Origin of the sequence: Virgisporangium aurantiacum (genome assembly GCF_016863635.1) — a bacterium.
Taxonomy (GTDB): domain Bacteria; phylum Actinomycetota; class Actinomycetes; order Mycobacteriales; family Micromonosporaceae; genus Virgisporangium; species Virgisporangium aurantiacum.
The window spans coordinates 246,331-263,925 of sequence record NZ_BOPG01000033.1; the positions used below are offsets into that span (position 1 = coordinate 246,331).

17 protein-coding genes are annotated in these 17,595 nt (G+C 72.2%); 10 read left to right on the forward strand and 7 right to left on the reverse strand.

What is annotated here, in order from left to right; genetic code table 11:
* Positions 1–212: 212 nt before the first annotated feature.
* From Vau01_RS26755 to Vau01_RS26785, 7 genes are all read left to right on the forward strand, one after another.
* Positions 213–2,060: an AfsR/SARP family transcriptional regulator gene (locus Vau01_RS26755; RefSeq protein WP_203997670.1), complete on the forward strand. Its 1,848-nt coding sequence runs from the start codon at positions 213–215 to the stop codon at positions 2,058–2,060.
* A 53-nt stretch (positions 2,061–2,113) separates the two neighbouring features.
* Positions 2,114–2,326, forward strand: coding sequence for a hypothetical protein (locus Vau01_RS26760; protein WP_203997673.1), 213 nt, complete (start codon positions 2,114–2,116; stop codon positions 2,324–2,326).
* Between the two features lie 99 nt (positions 2,327–2,425).
* Entirely contained in the window at positions 2,426–2,635 is a 210-nt protein-coding gene (locus tag Vau01_RS26765; protein WP_203997676.1) for a hypothetical protein, read from the forward strand.
* Between the two features lie 26 nt (positions 2,636–2,661).
* Entirely contained in the window at positions 2,662–3,204 is a 543-nt protein-coding gene (locus tag Vau01_RS26770) for a TlpA family protein disulfide reductase (RefSeq protein ID WP_203997679.1), read from the forward strand.
* Positions 3,201–5,033 carry an ABC transporter ATP-binding protein gene (locus tag Vau01_RS26775; RefSeq protein WP_203997682.1) on the forward strand — a complete coding sequence of 611 codons (1,833 nt, stop codon included), beginning with the start codon at positions 3,201–3,203 and terminating at the stop codon, positions 5,031–5,033. Before Vau01_RS26770 ends, Vau01_RS26775 begins: the two co-directional genes overlap by 4 nt.
* Entirely contained in the window at positions 5,030–5,452 is a 423-nt protein-coding gene (locus Vau01_RS26780) for a S26 family signal peptidase (RefSeq protein ID WP_203997685.1), read from the forward strand. The genes Vau01_RS26775 and Vau01_RS26780 overlap by 4 nt, the downstream gene beginning before the upstream one ends.
* 223 nt (positions 5,453–5,675) lie before the next feature.
* Positions 5,676–7,568, forward strand: a complete 1,893-nt coding sequence (locus Vau01_RS26785; protein WP_203997687.1) for a rhamnogalacturonan lyase — start codon at positions 5,676–5,678, stop codon at positions 7,566–7,568.
* Positions 7,569–7,646: 78 nt separating this feature from the next.
* Here Vau01_RS26785 and ku read toward each other — a convergent pair whose 3' ends face one another.
* A complete protein-coding gene (gene ku / locus Vau01_RS26790) occupies positions 7,647–8,513 on the reverse strand; it encodes a non-homologous end joining protein Ku (protein WP_203997690.1) in 867 nt (288 codons plus the stop codon).
* A gap of 9 nt (positions 8,514–8,522) precedes the next feature.
* The gene (locus tag Vau01_RS26795) at positions 8,523–9,344 is read right to left on the reverse strand and encodes a MerR family transcriptional regulator (protein ID WP_203997693.1); all 822 of its coding nucleotides are present in this window, start codon (positions 9,342–9,344) and stop codon (positions 8,523–8,525) included.
* A 17-nt stretch (positions 9,345–9,361) separates the two neighbouring features.
* Here Vau01_RS26795 and Vau01_RS26800 point away from each other — a divergent pair, with 17 nt between their 5' ends.
* Entirely contained in the window at positions 9,362–10,021 is a 660-nt protein-coding gene (locus Vau01_RS26800) for a class I SAM-dependent methyltransferase (RefSeq protein WP_203997696.1), read from the forward strand.
* Here Vau01_RS26800 and Vau01_RS26805 read toward each other — a convergent pair.
* Complete coding sequence (locus Vau01_RS26805; protein WP_203997699.1) at positions 9,978–10,787, reverse strand: MBL fold metallo-hydrolase; 810 nt, start codon at positions 10,785–10,787, stop codon at positions 9,978–9,980. The two genes, Vau01_RS26800 and Vau01_RS26805, sit on opposite strands and share 44 nt — an antisense overlap.
* Positions 10,784–11,380: a hypothetical protein gene (locus Vau01_RS26810; RefSeq protein ID WP_203997702.1), complete on the reverse strand. Its 597-nt coding sequence runs from the start codon at positions 11,378–11,380 to the stop codon at positions 10,784–10,786. Before Vau01_RS26810 ends, Vau01_RS26805 begins: the two co-directional genes overlap by 4 nt.
* A 377-nt stretch (positions 11,381–11,757) precedes the next feature.
* Between Vau01_RS26810 and Vau01_RS26815 the strand changes: the two genes are divergently transcribed.
* Together Vau01_RS26815 and Vau01_RS26820 are read left to right on the forward strand one after the other, a co-directional pair.
* Positions 11,758–12,612, forward strand: coding sequence for a poly-gamma-glutamate hydrolase family protein (locus Vau01_RS26815; protein WP_203997705.1), 855 nt, complete (start codon positions 11,758–11,760; stop codon positions 12,610–12,612).
* Positions 12,613–12,619: 7 nt separating this feature from the next.
* On the forward strand, positions 12,620–13,231 hold the full coding sequence (locus Vau01_RS26820) for a TetR/AcrR family transcriptional regulator (protein WP_203997708.1): 612 nt from the start codon (positions 12,620–12,622) through the stop codon (positions 13,229–13,231).
* 9 nt (positions 13,232–13,240) lie between these two features.
* On the opposite strand, the gene Vau01_RS26825 is transcribed toward Vau01_RS26820, so the two are convergent.
* The 3 genes from Vau01_RS26825 to Vau01_RS26835 all read right to left on the reverse strand — a co-directional run bounded on the left by Vau01_RS26825 (position 13,241) and on the right by Vau01_RS26835 (position 17,466).
* Positions 13,241–14,338, reverse strand: coding sequence for a Gfo/Idh/MocA family protein (locus tag Vau01_RS26825; RefSeq protein WP_203997710.1), 1,098 nt, complete (start codon positions 14,336–14,338; stop codon positions 13,241–13,243).
* The gene (locus tag Vau01_RS26830; protein ID WP_203997713.1) at positions 14,335–15,069 is read right to left on the reverse strand and encodes a sugar phosphate isomerase/epimerase family protein; all 735 of its coding nucleotides are present in this window, start codon (positions 15,067–15,069) and stop codon (positions 14,335–14,337) included. Before Vau01_RS26830 ends, Vau01_RS26825 begins: the two co-directional genes overlap by 4 nt.
* A 72-nt stretch (positions 15,070–15,141) precedes the next feature.
* Positions 15,142–17,466 carry a transglutaminase TgpA family protein gene (locus Vau01_RS26835; protein WP_203997716.1) on the reverse strand — a complete coding sequence of 775 codons (2,325 nt, stop codon included), beginning with the start codon at positions 17,464–17,466 and terminating at the stop codon, positions 15,142–15,144.
* Positions 17,467–17,595 lie beyond the last annotated feature (129 nt).

Consider the following 17,595-nt stretch of genomic DNA (forward strand, 5'->3'; position numbering starts at 1 on the left):
GACACTGGGCACCAGGACGACTGTCTGCCCGGTCCACGAATCGGGGATCGGGTGTCGTGATGCGGGGATCACAACGGGGGGTCAGTCATGTTCGTCCACAGTGGTGTGCGTGAACGACGGGGTTGCGTTCACGCCCGTTTGGCCGCCGCTCTTCCCGTCCTCGATTGACCCGATCCCCGTCTGTTGGCCGGGGCGGGACGGGCGGCGGCCGGATGGACCTGCGGCTGCTCGGTCCGGTGGAGGCGTACAACCGCCGCGGTGAACGTCTCGCGCTCGGGCCGCCGCAGCGCCGCGCCGTGCTCGCGGTCCTGGCCATCGACGCCAACCGGGTGGTCTCCACGGAGCGGCTGACCCGCCTGGTCTGGTCCGGCCAGCCGCCGCGGTCGGCGCGCAACGCCTTGCAGGTCAACGTCTCCCACCTGCGGCGGCTGCTCGCCGAGCACACCGACGCCGGTTCGGTGGCGACCCGTTCGTCGGGGTACGTGCTCGAGACCGATCCGCACAGCGTCGACCTGCACCGCTTCCGGTCCCTTGTGGACAGTGCGGCGGCCGCGTCCGACGACGCCGTGCGGGTCGACCGGCTCACCGCGGCCCTGCACCTCTGGCGCGGTGACCCGCTGTCCGACCTGCCCGGTGGCGACGCCGCGTACCTGTGCACCGGACTGCTGGAGCGGCGGTGGGTCGCCGTCGAGGACCGCGTCGCCGCGCAACTGCGGCTGGGCCGGCTGCGGACGGTCCTGGCGGAGCTGCCGGCGCTGATCGCCGAGGCGCCCCTCCGGGAACGGCTGGCGGGGCAGTACATGACCGCGCTGGTGCGCAGCGGCCGGTCCGCCGACGCCGTCGCGTGCTACCACGCCCTGCGCGAGCGGACCCTCGACGGGCTCGGTGTGGAGCCGGGCGCCGCGCTCCAGCGTCTGCTGATCCGGATCCTCCGCGCCGAACCGCTCGCGGAGCCCGGCCCGGAGCCTGGCCCGGAGCAAGGCCCGGCGCCCGGCCCGGCTCCGGCGCCGGAATCGGTGACCGGCGTGAGGCCGGCCCAACTGCCGGGTACGCCGACCCGCCTGATCGGATGCGCCGCCGAGTCGGACGCCCTGGACGGACTGCGGACCGAGGCCGGTCGCGGCGAACGGTCGGTCGTCGCCGCGCTGGTCGGACCGGGCGGCATCGGCAAGACCACGCTGGCCCTCGGCTGGGCGTGGCGCAACCTCGGCGCCTTTCCGGACGGCCAGCTCTTCGTCGACCTGCACGGCTACGGACCCGGCGATCCCGTCCCGCCGGACACCGCGCTCGTCGGGTTCCTGCGCGCGCTCGGCGTCACCGACGCGCACGTGCCGCACTCGCCGGCCGAGCGCGCCGCGCTCTACCGGTCCCGGCTCGCCGGCCGGCGGATGCTGGTGGTGATCGACAACGCGCGGTCCTCGGCGCAGGTCCGGCCGCTGCTGCCGGGTGCGCCGGGCTGCCTGACCATCGTCACCAGCCGCAACCGCCTGGACGGGCTGGCGGTCCGGGACGGCGCCCGGGTGCTGACGGTGCCGGCGTTCACCGACGAGCAGGCGCTGGCGCTGCTCGCGGACGCGGCCGGCGGGGAGCGGCTCGCCGCCGAACCCGGGCCGGCCCGGCGGCTCGCCCGGCTGTGCGGGTTCCTGCCGCTCGCGCTGCGGATCGCCGGGGTCCGGCTGGCCGCCGCGCCGACCGCGACGGTCACCGATCTCGCCGGCGAACTCGCCGACACCCGGCGGCGGTTGGCCGGCCTGTCGGTGGAGGACGACGACAGCGCGGTCGGGTCGACGCTGGCCGCCTCGTACCGCGTCCTGCCGGCCGGGGCGGCGCGGCTGCTGCGGGCTCTGGGCGGCGTCCGCGGCACGGATTTCGGCACGGATTTCGGCCCGCCCGCGGCGGCCGCGCTCACCGGTGTGACGACCGACGAGGCGCGGCTGCTGCTCGACGAACTGGCCGCCGAGCACCTCGTGACGGAGACGGGCGAGGGCCGGTACACCATGCCCGACCTGGTCCGGCTGAGCGTCCGCGACGGTAAGAGTTCGCTAAGCGACGGCACCTAGCGTCGGCGACGGCGGCGCACCGGGCGCCGCCGACAGAACCGGGGAAGGTACACATGACCCAATTGCTGGACAAGCTGCTCGGCCTGACCGCGAAGAAGGAGACGGTCAGCGCGAGCTGTCCGCCGGACACCTGGCTGGACGGCTGCTGGCACGTCTACTCCGGGGACGGGACTTTCCTCAGGCGCGAACGCAGGTGGGGCCACACCACCCCGCAGTGCGGGGCGTACTACACGTACGACAGCGCCTGCCTGTACTGCTGGCAATGACGCGGCGGCGGGCGATAAGCGTTCGCTAAGCGGGGGTGCCTAGCGTCGGCGGCGGCAGCGCGGGACCCGCCGCCGCCGACCGAAACCGGGAGGACGCACATGACCGAACTGCTGGACAAGCTGCTGGGCCTGGCCGCGACGAAGGAGACCGTCAGCGCGGCCTGCCCGCCGGACACCTGGCTCCACAGCTGCGAGAGCCTCGAACGGGACGGCCGGGTCGTCTGGGCCAAGTGGGTGTGGGCGCACCAGACCCCGCAGTGCGGCGTCACCTACACCACCAACTGGAACACCACGGCCTGCCCGGGCTGATCCGCCGGGCGCCGAGAGGAGACCGCATGCTGACCGGACTGACCGCCTCGGTGGTGCTGCTGGCACTGCTCACGGCCGTCAACCTCGCACTCGTCCTGCGCCTGGGCAAGCTGTTCCGGGAGCACACCGATTCGCAGGCGGCCGGCCCGGCGCCCACCGACTTCCCGGTCGGTGGCGAGCCGCCGGAGTTCACCGCCACCACGGTCGACGGTGCCGCGCTCACCGCCGCCGACCTGGCCGGCGGCCCGGTGCTGGTCGCGTTCCTGTCCACGACCTGCGTACCGTGCCACGACAGCCTGCCGCGGCTGGGGGAGACCGCCGGCGAGCTGGCCCGGGTCCACAATGGACGGACGATCGCCGTCGTGTCGTCGCCGCCGCACGTGGACCACGCCAGGATGCTCGCCGGGTTGCCGGCCGAGGCCGACGTGGTCACCTACACCGACTATCGGACGCCGGTGCACGAGGCGTTCAACGTCACCGCCTACCCCACGTACGTCATGTTCTCCGACGGCGTCGCGGTCTCGGTCTCGACCGACGTGCCGGCGGTCCCGGCCGCGGTGCCGGTGTGAAGCCCACCGCCACGCGTTGGCCCGGCTACCGGGAGACGGCCCGCCGGGCCGCCGATGTGGTGCGGCTCGGCGTCGTCGCGCATCCCTGGTGTGCGGCGGCCACGCTGGTCACCGGCGTGGTGGCCGGGGTGGCGACCGTGGCCACCGCCTGGTTGACCAAGCTGCTGCTCGACCGGCTGGCCACCGGCGGCGACCGGACCGCCGCGGTCTGGCTCGCGATCGCGCTCGCCGGGGTGGGTGCCATGGCGCTGGCGCTCCAGCACGTCGGTCAGTACGCCGCCCAGGTGCTCCAGCGCGCGGTCTCGGCCACCGTGCAGCGCCGGCTGTTCGCGGCGGTGTGCCGGTTCGTCGGGCTGCGGCCGCTGGAGGAACCGCGCCGGTACGACCAGTTGCGACTCGCCGAACACGCGGGCGAGCAGGCACCGCGGACCGTGACCAACGGCGCGGTGGGGCTGATCCGCTCGGTGGTCCAGGTGACCGGGTTCGTCACCGCGTTGTGGGTGCTGTGGCCGCCGATCCTGCTGTTCGCCGTCGCGGCCGCGGTGCCCGCTCTCGTCGCCGACCTGCGACTGGCCGGCGAACGCGCGGCGCTGCTCGAACACACCTCGCAGTCGGTGCGTCGTCGGCTGTTCTACCGCACGCTGCTCACCGACGCGTCCGCCGCACAGGAGATCCGGCTCTTCGGGACCGGCGACTTCCTGTTCCGCCGGATGGACGCGGTCACCCGTGCGGCGAACGACGCGGAGAACCGCCACGACGCGCGGCAGGTACGGATGATCGGCGGGCTGGGCCTGCTCGGCGCGCTGGCCGCCGGCGCGGGCCTGGTCGTGGCCGTCCTGCGCGCGGCGGCCGGCGACCTGAGCACCGGCGACGTGGTGCTCGTGGTGGCGGCCCTCGCCGGGGTGCAGACCGGCCTGACGGGCGTCGCGTCCGATCTGGCCGCGGGGTACGAGGCGCTGCTGACGTTCGGCAACTACCGCGCGGTGACGACCGCCCCGTCCGACCTGCCCACCGGTACCGCGCCGGCACCGCGGTTGAGCGGCGGCGTGGAGTTCCGCGACGTCTGGTTCCGCTATGCCGCCGACGGACCATGGGTGCTCCGCGGCGTGAGTTTCACCATCGCCCGCGGCAGTTCGGTCGGCCTCGTCGGCGAGAACGGTGCCGGCAAGAGCACCCTGGTGAAGCTGCTCTGCCGGTTCTACGACCCGGATCGCGGACAGATCCTCTGGGACGGCGTCGACATCCGCACGATCGATTCGGCCGCGCTGCGTGGCCGGATCGGCGCGGTGTTCCAGGACTTCACGCGCTACGACCTGACCGTGGCGGAGAACATCGCGCTCGGCTCGCTGGACGCGCTCGACGACCGCGACCGCATCACGCGCGCCGCGCGCCTGGTCGACCTCGACCGCCACCTGAGCACGCTGCCGCACGGGTACGACTCGCTGCTGAGCCGGGTCTTCTTCGTCGACGAGGAGGACGCGGCCGGCGGTGGCACGCTGCTGTCCGGCGGGCAGTGGCAGCGGCTGGCGGTGGCGCGGTCACTCGTCCGGGACGGCGCCGACCTGCTGATCCTCGACGAGGCCAGTGCGGGCCTGGACGCCAACGCCGAGCACCACCTGCACCGGGCCCTGCGCGAGCACTCCCGCGACCGGACCAACCTGCTCGTGTCCCACCGCCTCAGCACGATGCGCGACGCCGACCGGATCCTGGTACTCGACGGCGGGCACCTCGTCGAGCAGGGCGACCACGACGCCCTGATGGCCGCCGACGGCGTGTACGCGCGGCTGTTCACGCTCCAGGCCAGCGGCTACCAGGAACTGGTGGCATGATTCCGGCCGCCGTCGCGGTGCTCGTGGCGGTCGCGGTCGGGGTACTGGCCGTCCGCCGGCGGTACCTGCTCGTGACGGTCAGCGGTGCGAGCATGGCACCGACGTTGCGACCGGGTGAGCGGGTCCTCGTCGTCCGGCGGCGCTGGCGCCCGGCCGACCGCGGGGCGATCGTGGTTCTCGCCGCCCCGCCCACGGCGACGCACGGCCCGACGCTGAGCCGGTGGCGGGTCAAGCGCGTGGTGGCCGGCCCCGGCGATCCGGTGCCACCGGAGGTCGCCGGCCGTCTCGGTCTACCGGCCGGCAGCCTGGTGCCGCCGGCCCACCTGATGGTCATGGGCGACAACCCCCACAGCGAAGACAGCCGAACGTGGGGACCGGTCCCGCTCCACTCCGTCATCGGCCTGCTCCGGCAACATTGACCTGCGCCGCTTCTTCGACCACGTGAACACGTGGTCGGTGGGGGTGTCCGCTTTGGTCGGATTCAATGAGCGGGGAAGCGCGTCGCGGCGCTGAGGTGGTGGCGTGGCGGGGGCGGAGGAGATTGACCTGTGCCGATGTTTCCGTTACATTTCCGTGGCTAGGAAAGCGCTTTCCTCCCCGAAGTGCTCGGACCCGTGTGGAGAGGCTAAGGGCGGTGTCGGAATGAAACGTATCAACAGGGTCTTCGTGGTCGCGGCGGTCATGACCGTGGCGGTCGGAGCCGTCGCGGCGGGTGGACCGGCGGCGGCGGAGACCGTGGGCACGGGAAGCGCGGGCGCGGCGAGCGCTGGTGGCGGTGGCGCAGCAGCGGCGCAGCCGTTCGCCGTGCCGGCTGACGGGACCACCGAACGGCTCGACCGTGGCCTGATCAGTATCCGCAACGAGCGCGGCAACTTCGTCTCCTGGCGGTCGCTGACCTCGGACGCCCCCGGCACCGCGTTCAATGTCTACCGCAACGGATCCCGGGTCAACGCCGCCCCGATCACCACCGCCACCAGCTACCTCGACGCGGGCGGGCCCAAGGATGCGACCTACACGGTGCGTCCGGTCGTCGGGGGCGCGGAACAGGCCACGACAATGGCCGACACGCCCGTGACGCCGTTCGCCACCAGCCAGGACGTGCCGCTGCAGATCCCGCCGGGCGGCACCACACCGAGCGGCGAGGCGTACACGTACGTCGCGAACGACGCGAGTGTCGGCGACCTCGACGGCGACGGCCAGTACGAGATCGTGCTGAAGTGGGACCCGACCAACGCCAAGGACAACTCGCAGTCGGGCTACACGGGCAACGTCTACCTTGACGCGTACAAGCTCAACGGCACCCGGCTCTGGCGCATCGACCTCGGTCGCAACATTCGCGCCGGCGCGCACTACACGCAGTTCCAGGTCTTCGACTACGACGGCGACGGGCGCTCCGAGGTCGCGGTGAAGACCGCCGACGGGACGCGCAGCGGCACCGGCCAGGTGATCGGCTCGTCGAGCGCCGACTACCGCAACAGCTCCGGCTACGTCCTCAGTGGACCGGAGTTCCTGTCGGTCTTCCGGGGGACGGACGGAGCGGTGCTCGCCACCGCCGACTTCGTGCCCGCGCGGGGCACTGTGAGCAGTTGGGGCGACAGCTACGGTAACCGCGTCGACCGGTTCCTCGCCGGAACGGCCTATGTGGACGGTTCGCGGCCGAGCATCATCATGGCCCGCGGCTACTACACGCGCAGCGTCGTCTCCGCGTGGGACTTCCGCAACGGCGCCCTCACCAGACGGTGGACGTTCGACTCCAACTCGTCCACCAACGGCAGCGCGTGGACCGGCAAGGGCAACCACCAGCTGTCGGTGGCCGACGTCGACGGTGACGGCCGCGACGAGATCATGTACGGCTCGATGGCCATCGACGACAACGGCAACGGCCTGTGGCAGAACAGCACCCACCACGGCGACGCGTACCACGTCGGCGACTTCATCCCGTCGCGGGCCGGGCTCGAGGTGTTCAAGCCGTCGGAGAGCACCAGCGAGGTGGCGCACTGGATGGGCGACGCGCGCACCGGTCAGATCATCTGGAGCGCGCCGAGTTGCGGCTGTGACAACGGACGCGGCGTCGCCGCCGACATCTGGTCCGGCAACGCCGGGGCCGAGGTGTGGTCGTCGGCGGTCGCCGGACTGCGCAGCGCCACCAACGGAAACCAGGTGGCGAGCCGCAAGCCGGGCTCGACCAACTTCGTCATCTGGTGGGACGGCGACGCCCAGCGCGAACTCCTCGACGGCACCCACATCGACAAGTACGGCACCGGCGGCGACACCCGCCTGCTGACCGGTTCCGGTGTCGCGTCGAACAACGGCACCAAGTCGACGCCCGCGCTGTCGGCCGACATCCTCGGCGACTGGCGCGAGGAGGTCATCTGGCGCACGACCGACAACCGGGCGCTGCGCATCTACTCCACGACCGACTCGACCTCGATCGCGCGGCCCTCGCTGATGCAGAACCGCCAGTACCGGGTCGCGATCGCGTGGCAGAACACCGCCTACAACCAGCCGCCGCACCCCAGCTTCGCGACCCCGTAACGCGAAGCCGGGCCACCCCCAGCCGACCCCGGTGCCGTCCGTCAGGCGCCGGGGTCGGCGCCCGCCCGAAGGCAGCCGCTATGCCGCCTTCTTCGCCGTCTTTTTCGCCGTCTTTTTGGCGGGAGCCTTCTTCGTAGGAGACTTCTTTTTCGGGGCCGCCTTGCGTTTCGAGGCGGCCTCGACGCTCGCCCGCAACGCCTCCAACAGGTCGACGGCCTTCGTCGCCGTCGGCGCCTCCTCGGCGACCGTGACCTCCTTGCCCTTCGCCTTCGCGGCGATCAGCTTGGTGACCCGGTCGGTGTACGTGTCGCGGAAGGCGGCCGGCTTCCACTTCGCGGTCATCGAGTCGATCAGCTGGACGGCGATCGCCCGTTCCTTCGGCTTCGCCTTCGCCCGCGACGGAACGCTGTCGAGCACCTTGGCGGGGGTGCGGATCTCGTCGGCGAAGAACATCGTCTCCAGCACGAGCACGTCGCCGTCGGCGCGGATCGCGGCCAGGTACTCCTTGCCGCGCATCACCAGCGTGCCGATCGCCACCCGGTCGGCGTCGGCCATCGCGTCGCGCAGCAGGGCGTAGGTGTTGACGGTCTCGTCGCTGCCCGGCCCGAGGTAGTAGGACTTCTGGTAGTACATCGGGTCGATCTCGGCCCGGTCGACGAACGTGTGGATCTCCAGGCTGCGCGAGCGGCCCGGTGCCACCGAGTCGAGTTCGTCGGCGTCGAGCATCACGTAGTTGCCGTCGGAGACCTCGGCGCCCTTGACGACGTCGCCGTACTCGACCTCCTTGCCGGTGCGCTCGTTGACCCGCTTGTTGCGGATCCGGTCGCCGGTGCCCTTCTCGAACTGGTGGAAGGACACGTCGTGGTCCTTCGTCGCCGAGTACACCTTCACCGGTACCGACACCAACCCGAAGCTGACCACACCGGTCCAGATCGAACGCGCCATGAACCCGTACTACCCGTCCGCGGCCCGCACAATCACGGGTTCCTGCACCTCGGTGCGCCAGGTGTCGGGATCGCCGGTGCCGTAGACGTGGTAGATCTCGCGGCTGTACCCGGCCGACCGGTAGCCGTGCGCGTCGATCCACGTGGTGAGGGAATGGGCGGTGGGAACGATGTTCGCCATCGGGCCACGGTGGACGATCGTGGCGGCCTCGATCGGCGGCAGGTCCACCATCTCGCACCCGTCGACCGACACTCCCGGTGCGACCGGCACCGCGGCGTGCACGACGATCCCGTCACCGTCGGGCGGGTCGGAATAGAACGCGATCGGTGGGCCGGCCGCCGCCGCCTCGGCCGGGCCCCGCAACCGCTCGTACAGCGGGAGGATCACCGGTCCGATGTGCTCCGGTCCGAATCCCGGGGCCAGGTCGCTCAGCGCGGCGACGCGCACGGCCGGCACCGCCGTGACGGTCACCTCGTCGCTGGGCGCCGCCCCCTCCATCCCGATCACCAGGAGTCGCGCCTCCACGCGGGCCAGCCGCTCGGCGTCCGATGCGATCTGTTCCTGCAGTTGCGCGCGCCGCAGCCGCAGCATTCCGCGCAGCTCGGCCACGCTCACCTGTTCGTCGAGGACCGCCGTCACCTGCTCCAGCGTGAATCCCAGCTCCTTCAGGGCGATCGCGCGGTGCAGCCGCGGCAGTTGCGCCGCGTCGTAGTAGCGGTAACCGGTGGACGGGTCGACGCGCGCCGGGCGCAGCAGGCCGATCGCGTCGTAGTGGCGCAGCATGCGCACCGACACGCGGCCGTGCCGGGCGAAGTCCCCGATGCTCAACATGGCGCTAAGGTCGCTCGATGACGTTTCTGGACGCCATCCGTGACTCGTACGACACCGTCGCCGCCGATTACGTGAAGATCATCGAGGGACCGCAACGGCTCGACCCGATCAGCCGGGCGATGCTGACCGGGTTCGCCGAACTGCTGCTCGCCGCCGACCGGGGTCCGGTGGCCGACCTCGGCTGCGGGCCCGGCTGGTTCACGAATCTCCTCGCCGACAAGGGGCTCGACGCGTTCGGCGTCGACCTGTCGCCGGGCATGATCGAGCAGGCCCGGCAGGCGTTCCCGCACCTGCGGTTCGAGGTCGGCTCGATGACCGCGCTCGACATCCCCGACGCCACGCTGGGCGGAGCGCTCGCGTTCTACTCGACGCATCACACGCCGCCGGAGCACCTGCCGGTGGTGTACGCGGAGTTCCACCGGGTGCTGGCGCCCGGCGGCCTGCTGATGCTGGGCGGCCACGTCGGCGACGACCTGCACTACAGCCCGACGCAGGCGTACGGCGGCAACCCGGTGTCGTACGAGTCGCACCTCGTGCCGGCCGACCGGATCGCGGACCTGTTGGCGGCGGCCGGGTTCACCGTCACCGCGCGGTTGGACCAGCCGCACGACGGCGAGCGGCGCCACGCGATCCTCATCGCGGAGAAGCCGGCGGAGCCGGCAGCGGCCACGGCGTGAACGGCTCGCCGAGGTGCGGGGTGGCCAGCGTGCCGACGTGCGTGCCCAGCCGGGCCACGCGGCTCGCCCGCGCCTCGGCGGCGTCGATCTCGTGCGCGTAGGCGAGCGTCGGGTCGACCAACTGGATCGCATGCACCAGGAGGTCGCCGGTGAAGAGCACGTGGTCGGCCAGCAGCACCGACTGGTGGCCGGGGGTGTGGCCGGGGGTGGCGACGATGCGTACGTGCGGCGCCACGTCCCGGTCACCGTCCACCATGGACAGTTGACCGGTGTGCCGGAGCGGCGCGAGCAACTCGTCCTCCAGCGCCGGGTTGAGCGTCGCGACCGCCTCGATGTCGGCGCGGGGGACCAGGTAGGTGGCGTTCGCGAAGTACGGCTTGCCCTCGTCGACCGCCCAGCCGACGTGGTCGGTGTGCAGGTGCGTCACGATCACGGTGTCGACGTCGGCCGGCGCGATGCCGGCCGCGGCGAGTTCGGCCGGGAGGTTGCCCGGCACCGGCGCCCACGAACGGGCGGGTGCGCCGGCACCGCCGATGCCGGCGTCGATCAGGATCGTGCGGCCCTCGTCGGTACGGAGGGCGTAGCACCGGAATTGCAGCCGCCACTCACCGTTCTCGTCGACGGACAGCGGGTCGAGGCGGTCGGCGTCGGCCCACTGCTCGGCGGTGGCGGCCGGGAACGCGTCGGCGCGCGGGCTGAAGAACGGGCCGACGGCGTCGGTGAGCGCGGTGACGGTGATCGCACCGACCTGCCGGTTCGCGGTCATTGCTGCTTCACCAACTCGATGCGGTAGGTGTCGCCGGACTGCACGAACTTGTCGCCGCTGCACGTGTACGTGTCGGGGTCGATGCTGCCCGACACCGGAACCGGGGAGCCCTTGGCCACGCCGTCGACCTTGACCGTCGACGCTCCGGAGCCCGCCACGTCGGTGTAGTAGATCCGGTTGCCCTGCGGGTGGTACTTGAACGTGATCTTCCCGTTGGTGGTGCGCTCGTACGTCTTGCCACCGGCCGTGCCGGTCGCGACGATGCCGGCCGTCATGTCGAGTTCGCCGGTGCCGTCGGCCCGGAACCGCTGGGTGGCCCCCGACGCGCTCATGTTCACCGCCACGCCCTCGAACGTGAAGACGTAGTTCGACTGCTGCTCCACCCAGACGCCGACCACGCACGGGTCACCGGCCCCCGACGAGCTCGCCGTCGGCGTCGAGCCGGTGGTGGTCGTGGGCTTCGTCGGCTCGTCGTCGCCGTTGGCGACCACGAGCGCGATCGCCGCGCCGCCGCCGATGAGCAGGATGAGGACGCCCATCACGATGCCGATGACCAGCCCGGTGTTCGACCGCCCCGGCGGCTGTGGTCCCAACTGCGGGGGTCCCAACTGCGGGGGAGCGAACTGCTGGGGTGGGTACTGCTGAGGAGGGTATTGCTGGGGCGGGTACTGCTGGGGAGGGTGCTGCTGAGGCGGATACTGCTGCTGCGGGTCGTACTGGCCGTACGCTGGCTGTTGATACTGCGGATACTGCTCGTAGGACTGCGGCTGCGGCTCCGTGCCACGGAACGTGCCGCATCCTGTGCAGTACCCGATCGGGTTAACGGTCGTGCTGCCGCACGTCGTACACGGTTGCATTTCGCCGCCCCGGTTCAGCCTCGGTCCCGTCCCACTCCCTGTGACGGTAACCGATGCGGTCCGGTTCCCGAACGCGCGACCGGGTACCGTTGACCTGGCGTTTATGTTGATCGATGGATCGACGGGGGGTCACCGTGCCGTACCTGAGCAGACGGGGCATTCTGGCGGCGATGACCGGAGCCGCGGTCGGCCCCGCAGCGGTCGGCTCGGCAGCGGTCGGCTCGACGGCCGCCCAGGCGGGCGCGGGCCGGCGGGTGGCCGCCGGGGACCTCTACCCGTCGAACACCGCGCTGTACGCCGATCCGGCGCTGGTCGAGGGCACCGACTACGGCCGGCGGTACCGGCGGCACGCCCGGTACGACGACAGCGAGACCACCGTCACCCAGTACTCCGTCACCGTCGTGCTGGCGCTGCACGGCGGCGGGATCGAGCCCGGCACGTCCGAACTGTGCCACGCGATCGCCGGATACCACCCGGCGGACCTCGCGCCCGTCGGCGGCCAGATCTACGACCTGTGGACGTTCGAGGGAATCCGGTCGACGAACAACGGCGACCTCCACGTCACCTCGACGCACTGCGACGATCCGGTCGCGCTGTCGCTGTGCGCCGGCGCGCACCGCGCGGTCTCCCTGCACGGCTGCACCACGACGCAGGCCGGGCTGCCGGCCGGCACCGCCGCCGTGCTCGTCGGCGGCCGCGACACCACGCTCAAGAGTGCCCTGCTCACGGCCTATGCCGGGGTCGGCATCGTGGCGATCGACGCCGCGGGCACGCCCGCGCTGGCCGGCACCGAGCCGTCGAACATCGTCAATCGGACGCTCACCGGGGCCGGCGCCCAACTGGAGTTGACCACCCCGATGCGCGAGGCGATGTTCACGACGAACACCCGGCCCCGGCGTCGGTACACCACCACGGCCGCGTTCTGGCGGTTCGTCGAGGCGACCCGGGCGGCGCTGGCTGGGGCATGATGGGCGGATGCGGACCGTGACCCCGCCCGGCGACCGCCGGGGCTACTCCAAGGGCCGGATCCGCCGCGAGGACATCATCGCCGCCGCCCGCGCCGTGTACGCCGAGGCCGGCTACCACGGGTCGTCGCTGCGCGAGATCGCCAAGCGTGCCGGGATCACCCACGCCGGCCTCCTGTACTACTTCCCCACCAAGGAGGCGCTGCTCGCCGCGGTGCTCGAACGCCGCGACGCGGAAGACGCCGAGCGCCAGCACCTCGGCGCCCCACCCGGCCTCGACGTGCTGCGCAAACTGGTGGCGCTGGCCGAGCACAACGTGCGGCACCCCGGAATCGTCGACCTGTACGTCCGCCTGGCCGCCGAAGCGGTCGGGCGCGAACACCCCGCCCACGCGTACTTCGAACGCCACTACCGCGAAGCCCGCGACCTGACGGTCCGCTCGTTCCGCGCCCTGGCCGAACGCGGCGAACTCCGTACCGGTGTCGACCCCGAAATGGCAGCCCTCGGGTTCATCGCCCTGATGGACGGCCTCCAGGTCCAATGGCTGACCATGCCCGACGAGGTGGACCCGGTGGCCGCCCTGAGGGCCCACCTCCGAACGCTCCTGACCGTCGACCTGTAGCCGCCGCCGCTACAGGGTGCGGGCGTACGGGTCCCAGTCGGCGGGCAGCGGCGGGGGGACGTCCGTGGTGGACTCGACCACCACCGGCTGGCCGGCCGTGTACGCGTCTTCGATCGAGAGCATCACGTCGAGCACGTGGTACGCGAAGGCGCCCGACGCCCGCTCCGGCACCCCGGCCCGGATCGACCGCACCAGCTCCAGTACGCCCGTTCCGCGCGACGCCGTGTGCCCGGAGTGCGGCACCTCCTCCGCCTCCTTCTCGCCGAGGAGATGCAGCAGCGTGGCGCCCTCGAACATGTTGGGGTCGGGCACCACGGCGCTGCCCAGCGTGCCGGCGACCTCCAGGGTCGTGCGCCGTAGCGCCGAGTCGAACGTCAGCACGATCTGGGCCGAGCCGCCGCGTTCGAACTCCAACAGCGCGGCGACCGTCGTCGGCACCGTCACCTCGAACTCGGTGCCGGCGCGCGGGCCGGAGCCGATGACCCGGGTGTCGCGGGCCTTGCTCCCGGTGGCGGTGACCCGGTGCACCGGCCCGAGCAGCGAGACCAGCCCGCTCAGGTAGTACGGGCCGATGTCCAGCAGCGGGCCGCCGCCCTCCTGGAACAGGAACTCGGGCGCCGGGTGCCAGCTCTCCGGACCCGGTGACTGGAACAGCGCCAGCCCGGTGCGGGGCTCGCCGATGCGTCCCGCCTCGATCGTGCGGCGGGCGGTCTGGAACGCGGCGCCGAGCACGGTGTCGGGGGCGCTGGCCACCCGCAGGCCCTTGTCGCGGGCGAGATCGAGCAGCTTGCGGGCCGACGCGCGGTCGAGCGCGATCGGCTTCTCGGTCCAGACGTGCTTGCCCGCCTCCAGGATCGCCAGCCCGACCTGCACGTGTGCCGCCGGGATCGTGAGGTTGACGACCACCTCGACGTCGGGCCGGGCGAGCAGGTCGGCGACCGACCCCGAATTGGGCACGTCGTACGCCGCCGCCTGCGTCGCCGCGCGCTCCAGGTCGAGGTCGGCGACCATCACCACCGAGACGTCGGGAAAGCTGGTCAGGTTCTCCAGGTACGTGCTGCTGATCACACCGGCACCGATGATGCCGACGCCGACGGGTCCGGTCATCGCGACACTCCGGAGACGTACGCGTAGCTGGCGGCGAGGCCGTCGAAGATGTCACCGGCGTAGCCGTCGAACTCCAGCACCCACAGCGCGTCGGGCGCCGCGGCCAGGATCTCGGCGACCGGTGCCCGGCCCTGCCCGGCCGGCAACTGCGCCGACGGCTCCGTGGTGAGGTCGCCGTCCTTGACGTGGATCGCGCGCACCTTCGAACCCAGCGTGCGCAGCAGCGCCGGGGTGTCGGCGCCGCCGACCGTGGACCAGTACGTGTCGACCTGCAGCACCACCTGCGGGTCGAGCAGGCTGGCGAACTCCTCCAGCGCGCTGTGCCCGCCGAGGTGCGACTGCAGTTCCCACCAGTGGTTGTGGTACCCCACGGTGATGCCGTGAGAGGCGGCCACCTTCGCCGCGGCGTTAAGCGCCTCGGCTGTCGCCGCGACGTCGTCGAGGGTCTGCCAGTGCTCTTCCCGCACGGCGGGGTCGATCACGATGCCGATGCCGCACTCGGCGGCGGCGGCGAACACCGCGCTCTGGTCGACGCCCACCAGCTTGGCGTGCGTGGTCGGCGCCGTCAGGCCGGCGGCGGGCAGGCCGGTGCGCAGGGCGGCGACGTTGTCGGTGAGGCCGTACGGTTCCACCTGCGTGAACCCGATCCCGGCGAGCCGGGCGAGGGTGCCGTCGGGATCGGCCGCGAACGCCTCCCGGACCGAATACAACTGCACGGAAAGTTTGCTCATGAGGCCTCCCAGGGCACGTGCGGGGCGGCGGTTTGCCCAGGTCCAATTTCTACCACCTGGTTAAAATTCGCGCTAGGAACGTCTCAACAACGCAGATTTCCACCGCGCCAGCACCGACGGCGGCACCAGCGCGGCGAGCATCCTCGTCCGGCGGGTCGACCGCTCCCGCAGTCCGGTGCGCAACTGGAGCAGGGCGGTGGCCAGGTCGGCGTCGGTCACCGGGAACCGGGCGTACGCCGCCCGCTCCTCGGCCCGGGCCAGCGTCAGCACGCCGGCGGTCGCGGCCGGCGCGAGCGTGCCCCCGCGCACCAACCGCTCGCCGATGGCGCGGCACGACAGCGTCGACCCGGCCGTGTCGGCCGGCACCCGGTAGTCGATGAGGAGGTCGAGCATCTCCTCCCACGCCTCGTGGGCGGCCCGCCGCGGCGCGCGCAGCCCGGCCAGGGTCGCCCGCGGCCGGCGGCCCCGCCGCAGCAGATCGCGGTGCAGGCGGGGCAGGCTGAGCAGCAGCAACACGATCAGCAGCGCGGTCGCGAGCACGAACGGCCAGCGGGCGGCCGCGTCGGCGCCACCCGCGCCCGGGCCGCCGGCGGCCGGCGGCGGCGCGGTGGGCGTCCCATTGCCGGTGGACGGATCGGGGCCGCCGCCGCCCGACGCGGCCGGTTGCGGAACGGCTCCCTCGTCGGGCGCCGGTGTCGAGGCCGGCGCCCACCCGGGGTACACCGCGCCGGTCACCGAGGTCGGCGGCGTCGCGTCGAACGGGACCCAGCCGTAGCCCTCGAAGTAGACCTCGGTCCACGCGTGCAGGTTGAGGTTGGACACCGTGTAGGTGTTGCCGGTGCGCTTGTCGCCGCGGGTGAAGCCGAACGCGACCCGGGCCGGTATGCCGGCCGCCCGCACCAGCCAGGCCAGCGCGGCGGCGTACTGCTCGCAGTAGCCGGTGCGGCCGGTCGTGATGAAGTTGACCATCGCGCTGCCGCTGTTCCCCTGCCGCGTGTACCGGTCGTACCGGAACCCGTTGGCCGGGCTGAAGAAGCCGAAGAGCGCCATCACCCGGTCGTACTGGGTCGGCTTGCCGCGAACGAGGTCCGCGGCCCGCTGCCGCACCTCGGGCACGTCGGGCACCTTCGTGAACCGCTGTACCTCCGGATGGGTCGTGGGCAGGGACGCCGCGTTGCGCAGAGCGGCCGGCGTGTAGTCGAACCGGGTGTAGGTCAGCCGGTACCGGTTGCCGGCCGCGGCGGACCGGAGCGAGTAGACGACGCTGGTCTCGCCGTCCCAGATCCACGGTCCGCGCTCGCCGTTGATCTCGGCCGGCTGCAGGAAGATCGGCAGCAGTCGCTCACTGAACGTGCGCACGGTGATCTCGGCCGTGAACCGCTGACCGGAGATGCCCGGCGCGAACACCGGCTGCGCCGCCATCTCGGCCAGCGGGCGCCGCTGCGCCGGTGCGCGGCTGACGAACCCGTCGGGGGTGACCTCGTCGGCCACCCCGAACCGGAGGTAGTGCGGTTCGGGGTCGTTGGTGTTGACGTCGACCATCGGGAACTCGCCCGACTGCCGCAGCGTCCCGGACAGGAACGAGAACAGGTTCACCGTGCCGGTGCCGGCCCGCCGCGAATCGGACCCGCCCTGGCTGCCGCGGGTGAGGTCGACGTGGTCGACCAGGCCGTCGCCGAGGCTGGGCACCCCGATCGGAAGGACCACCGCGACCGCGACACCGGCCGCGGCCATCCGCCGGGCCGCGGCCGCGAGGGGTGACGGCGTCCAGGTGTCCGCGTCGGCATCGCCGCTCGGGTAGGACCGCCCGTACCGGCGGATCCGGTCGGTGTTGTCGGCCGCGAGCAGCCAGAGGAAAGCGAGCGCCGCGCAGACGAACGACACCACCTCGGCGACCTCGTGATCGGATCCGATCACCACCGCGTGCACGGCCGCCATCGGCACGCCGGCGATCAGCGTCCACCCCGCCACGACGACCGCGATGTCGATCGCGAGCAGCACCCCGCCGACGCCGAGCGCGGCGAGGAAGTGCAGGGACGGGTCGTCGCCCACCGGGATGCCGGTGTCCCGGGCCGCGATGCCGGCCTCGCGCAGCAACGAACTGAACCGCACCAGCGTGGCCGGTGACGGGAGGAACCCGAACCAGGCGTGATCGCGCGCGAACAGAGAGGTGAGGCACAGCAGGTAGACGGCGATCATTCCGAGCGTGCCGGTGAGTTGCGGCGTGCGCAGCGCGCGCAGCGCGAGCGCGGTGGCCGTCATCGCGAGCACGACGGCGAGGACGCCGATCATCCATTCCCAGCTGCGGAAGACGAACTGCAGGGGCACCGCCGCGAGCAGGGTGACCACTGCTGACAGCAGGGTGGCACGCAGATCCCGTCTGCTGCCGAACTGCACCCCGCAACTCCCGCGACCGCGTTGATCAAACCTGGCCTATTGGCGCGAGTGTACGCGTACGCCGCAGCGTCGATGGGGCACGTGTTTGGTCGGCGGCGGGGTCGGGCACAACCACTTCGTCACGGAGAA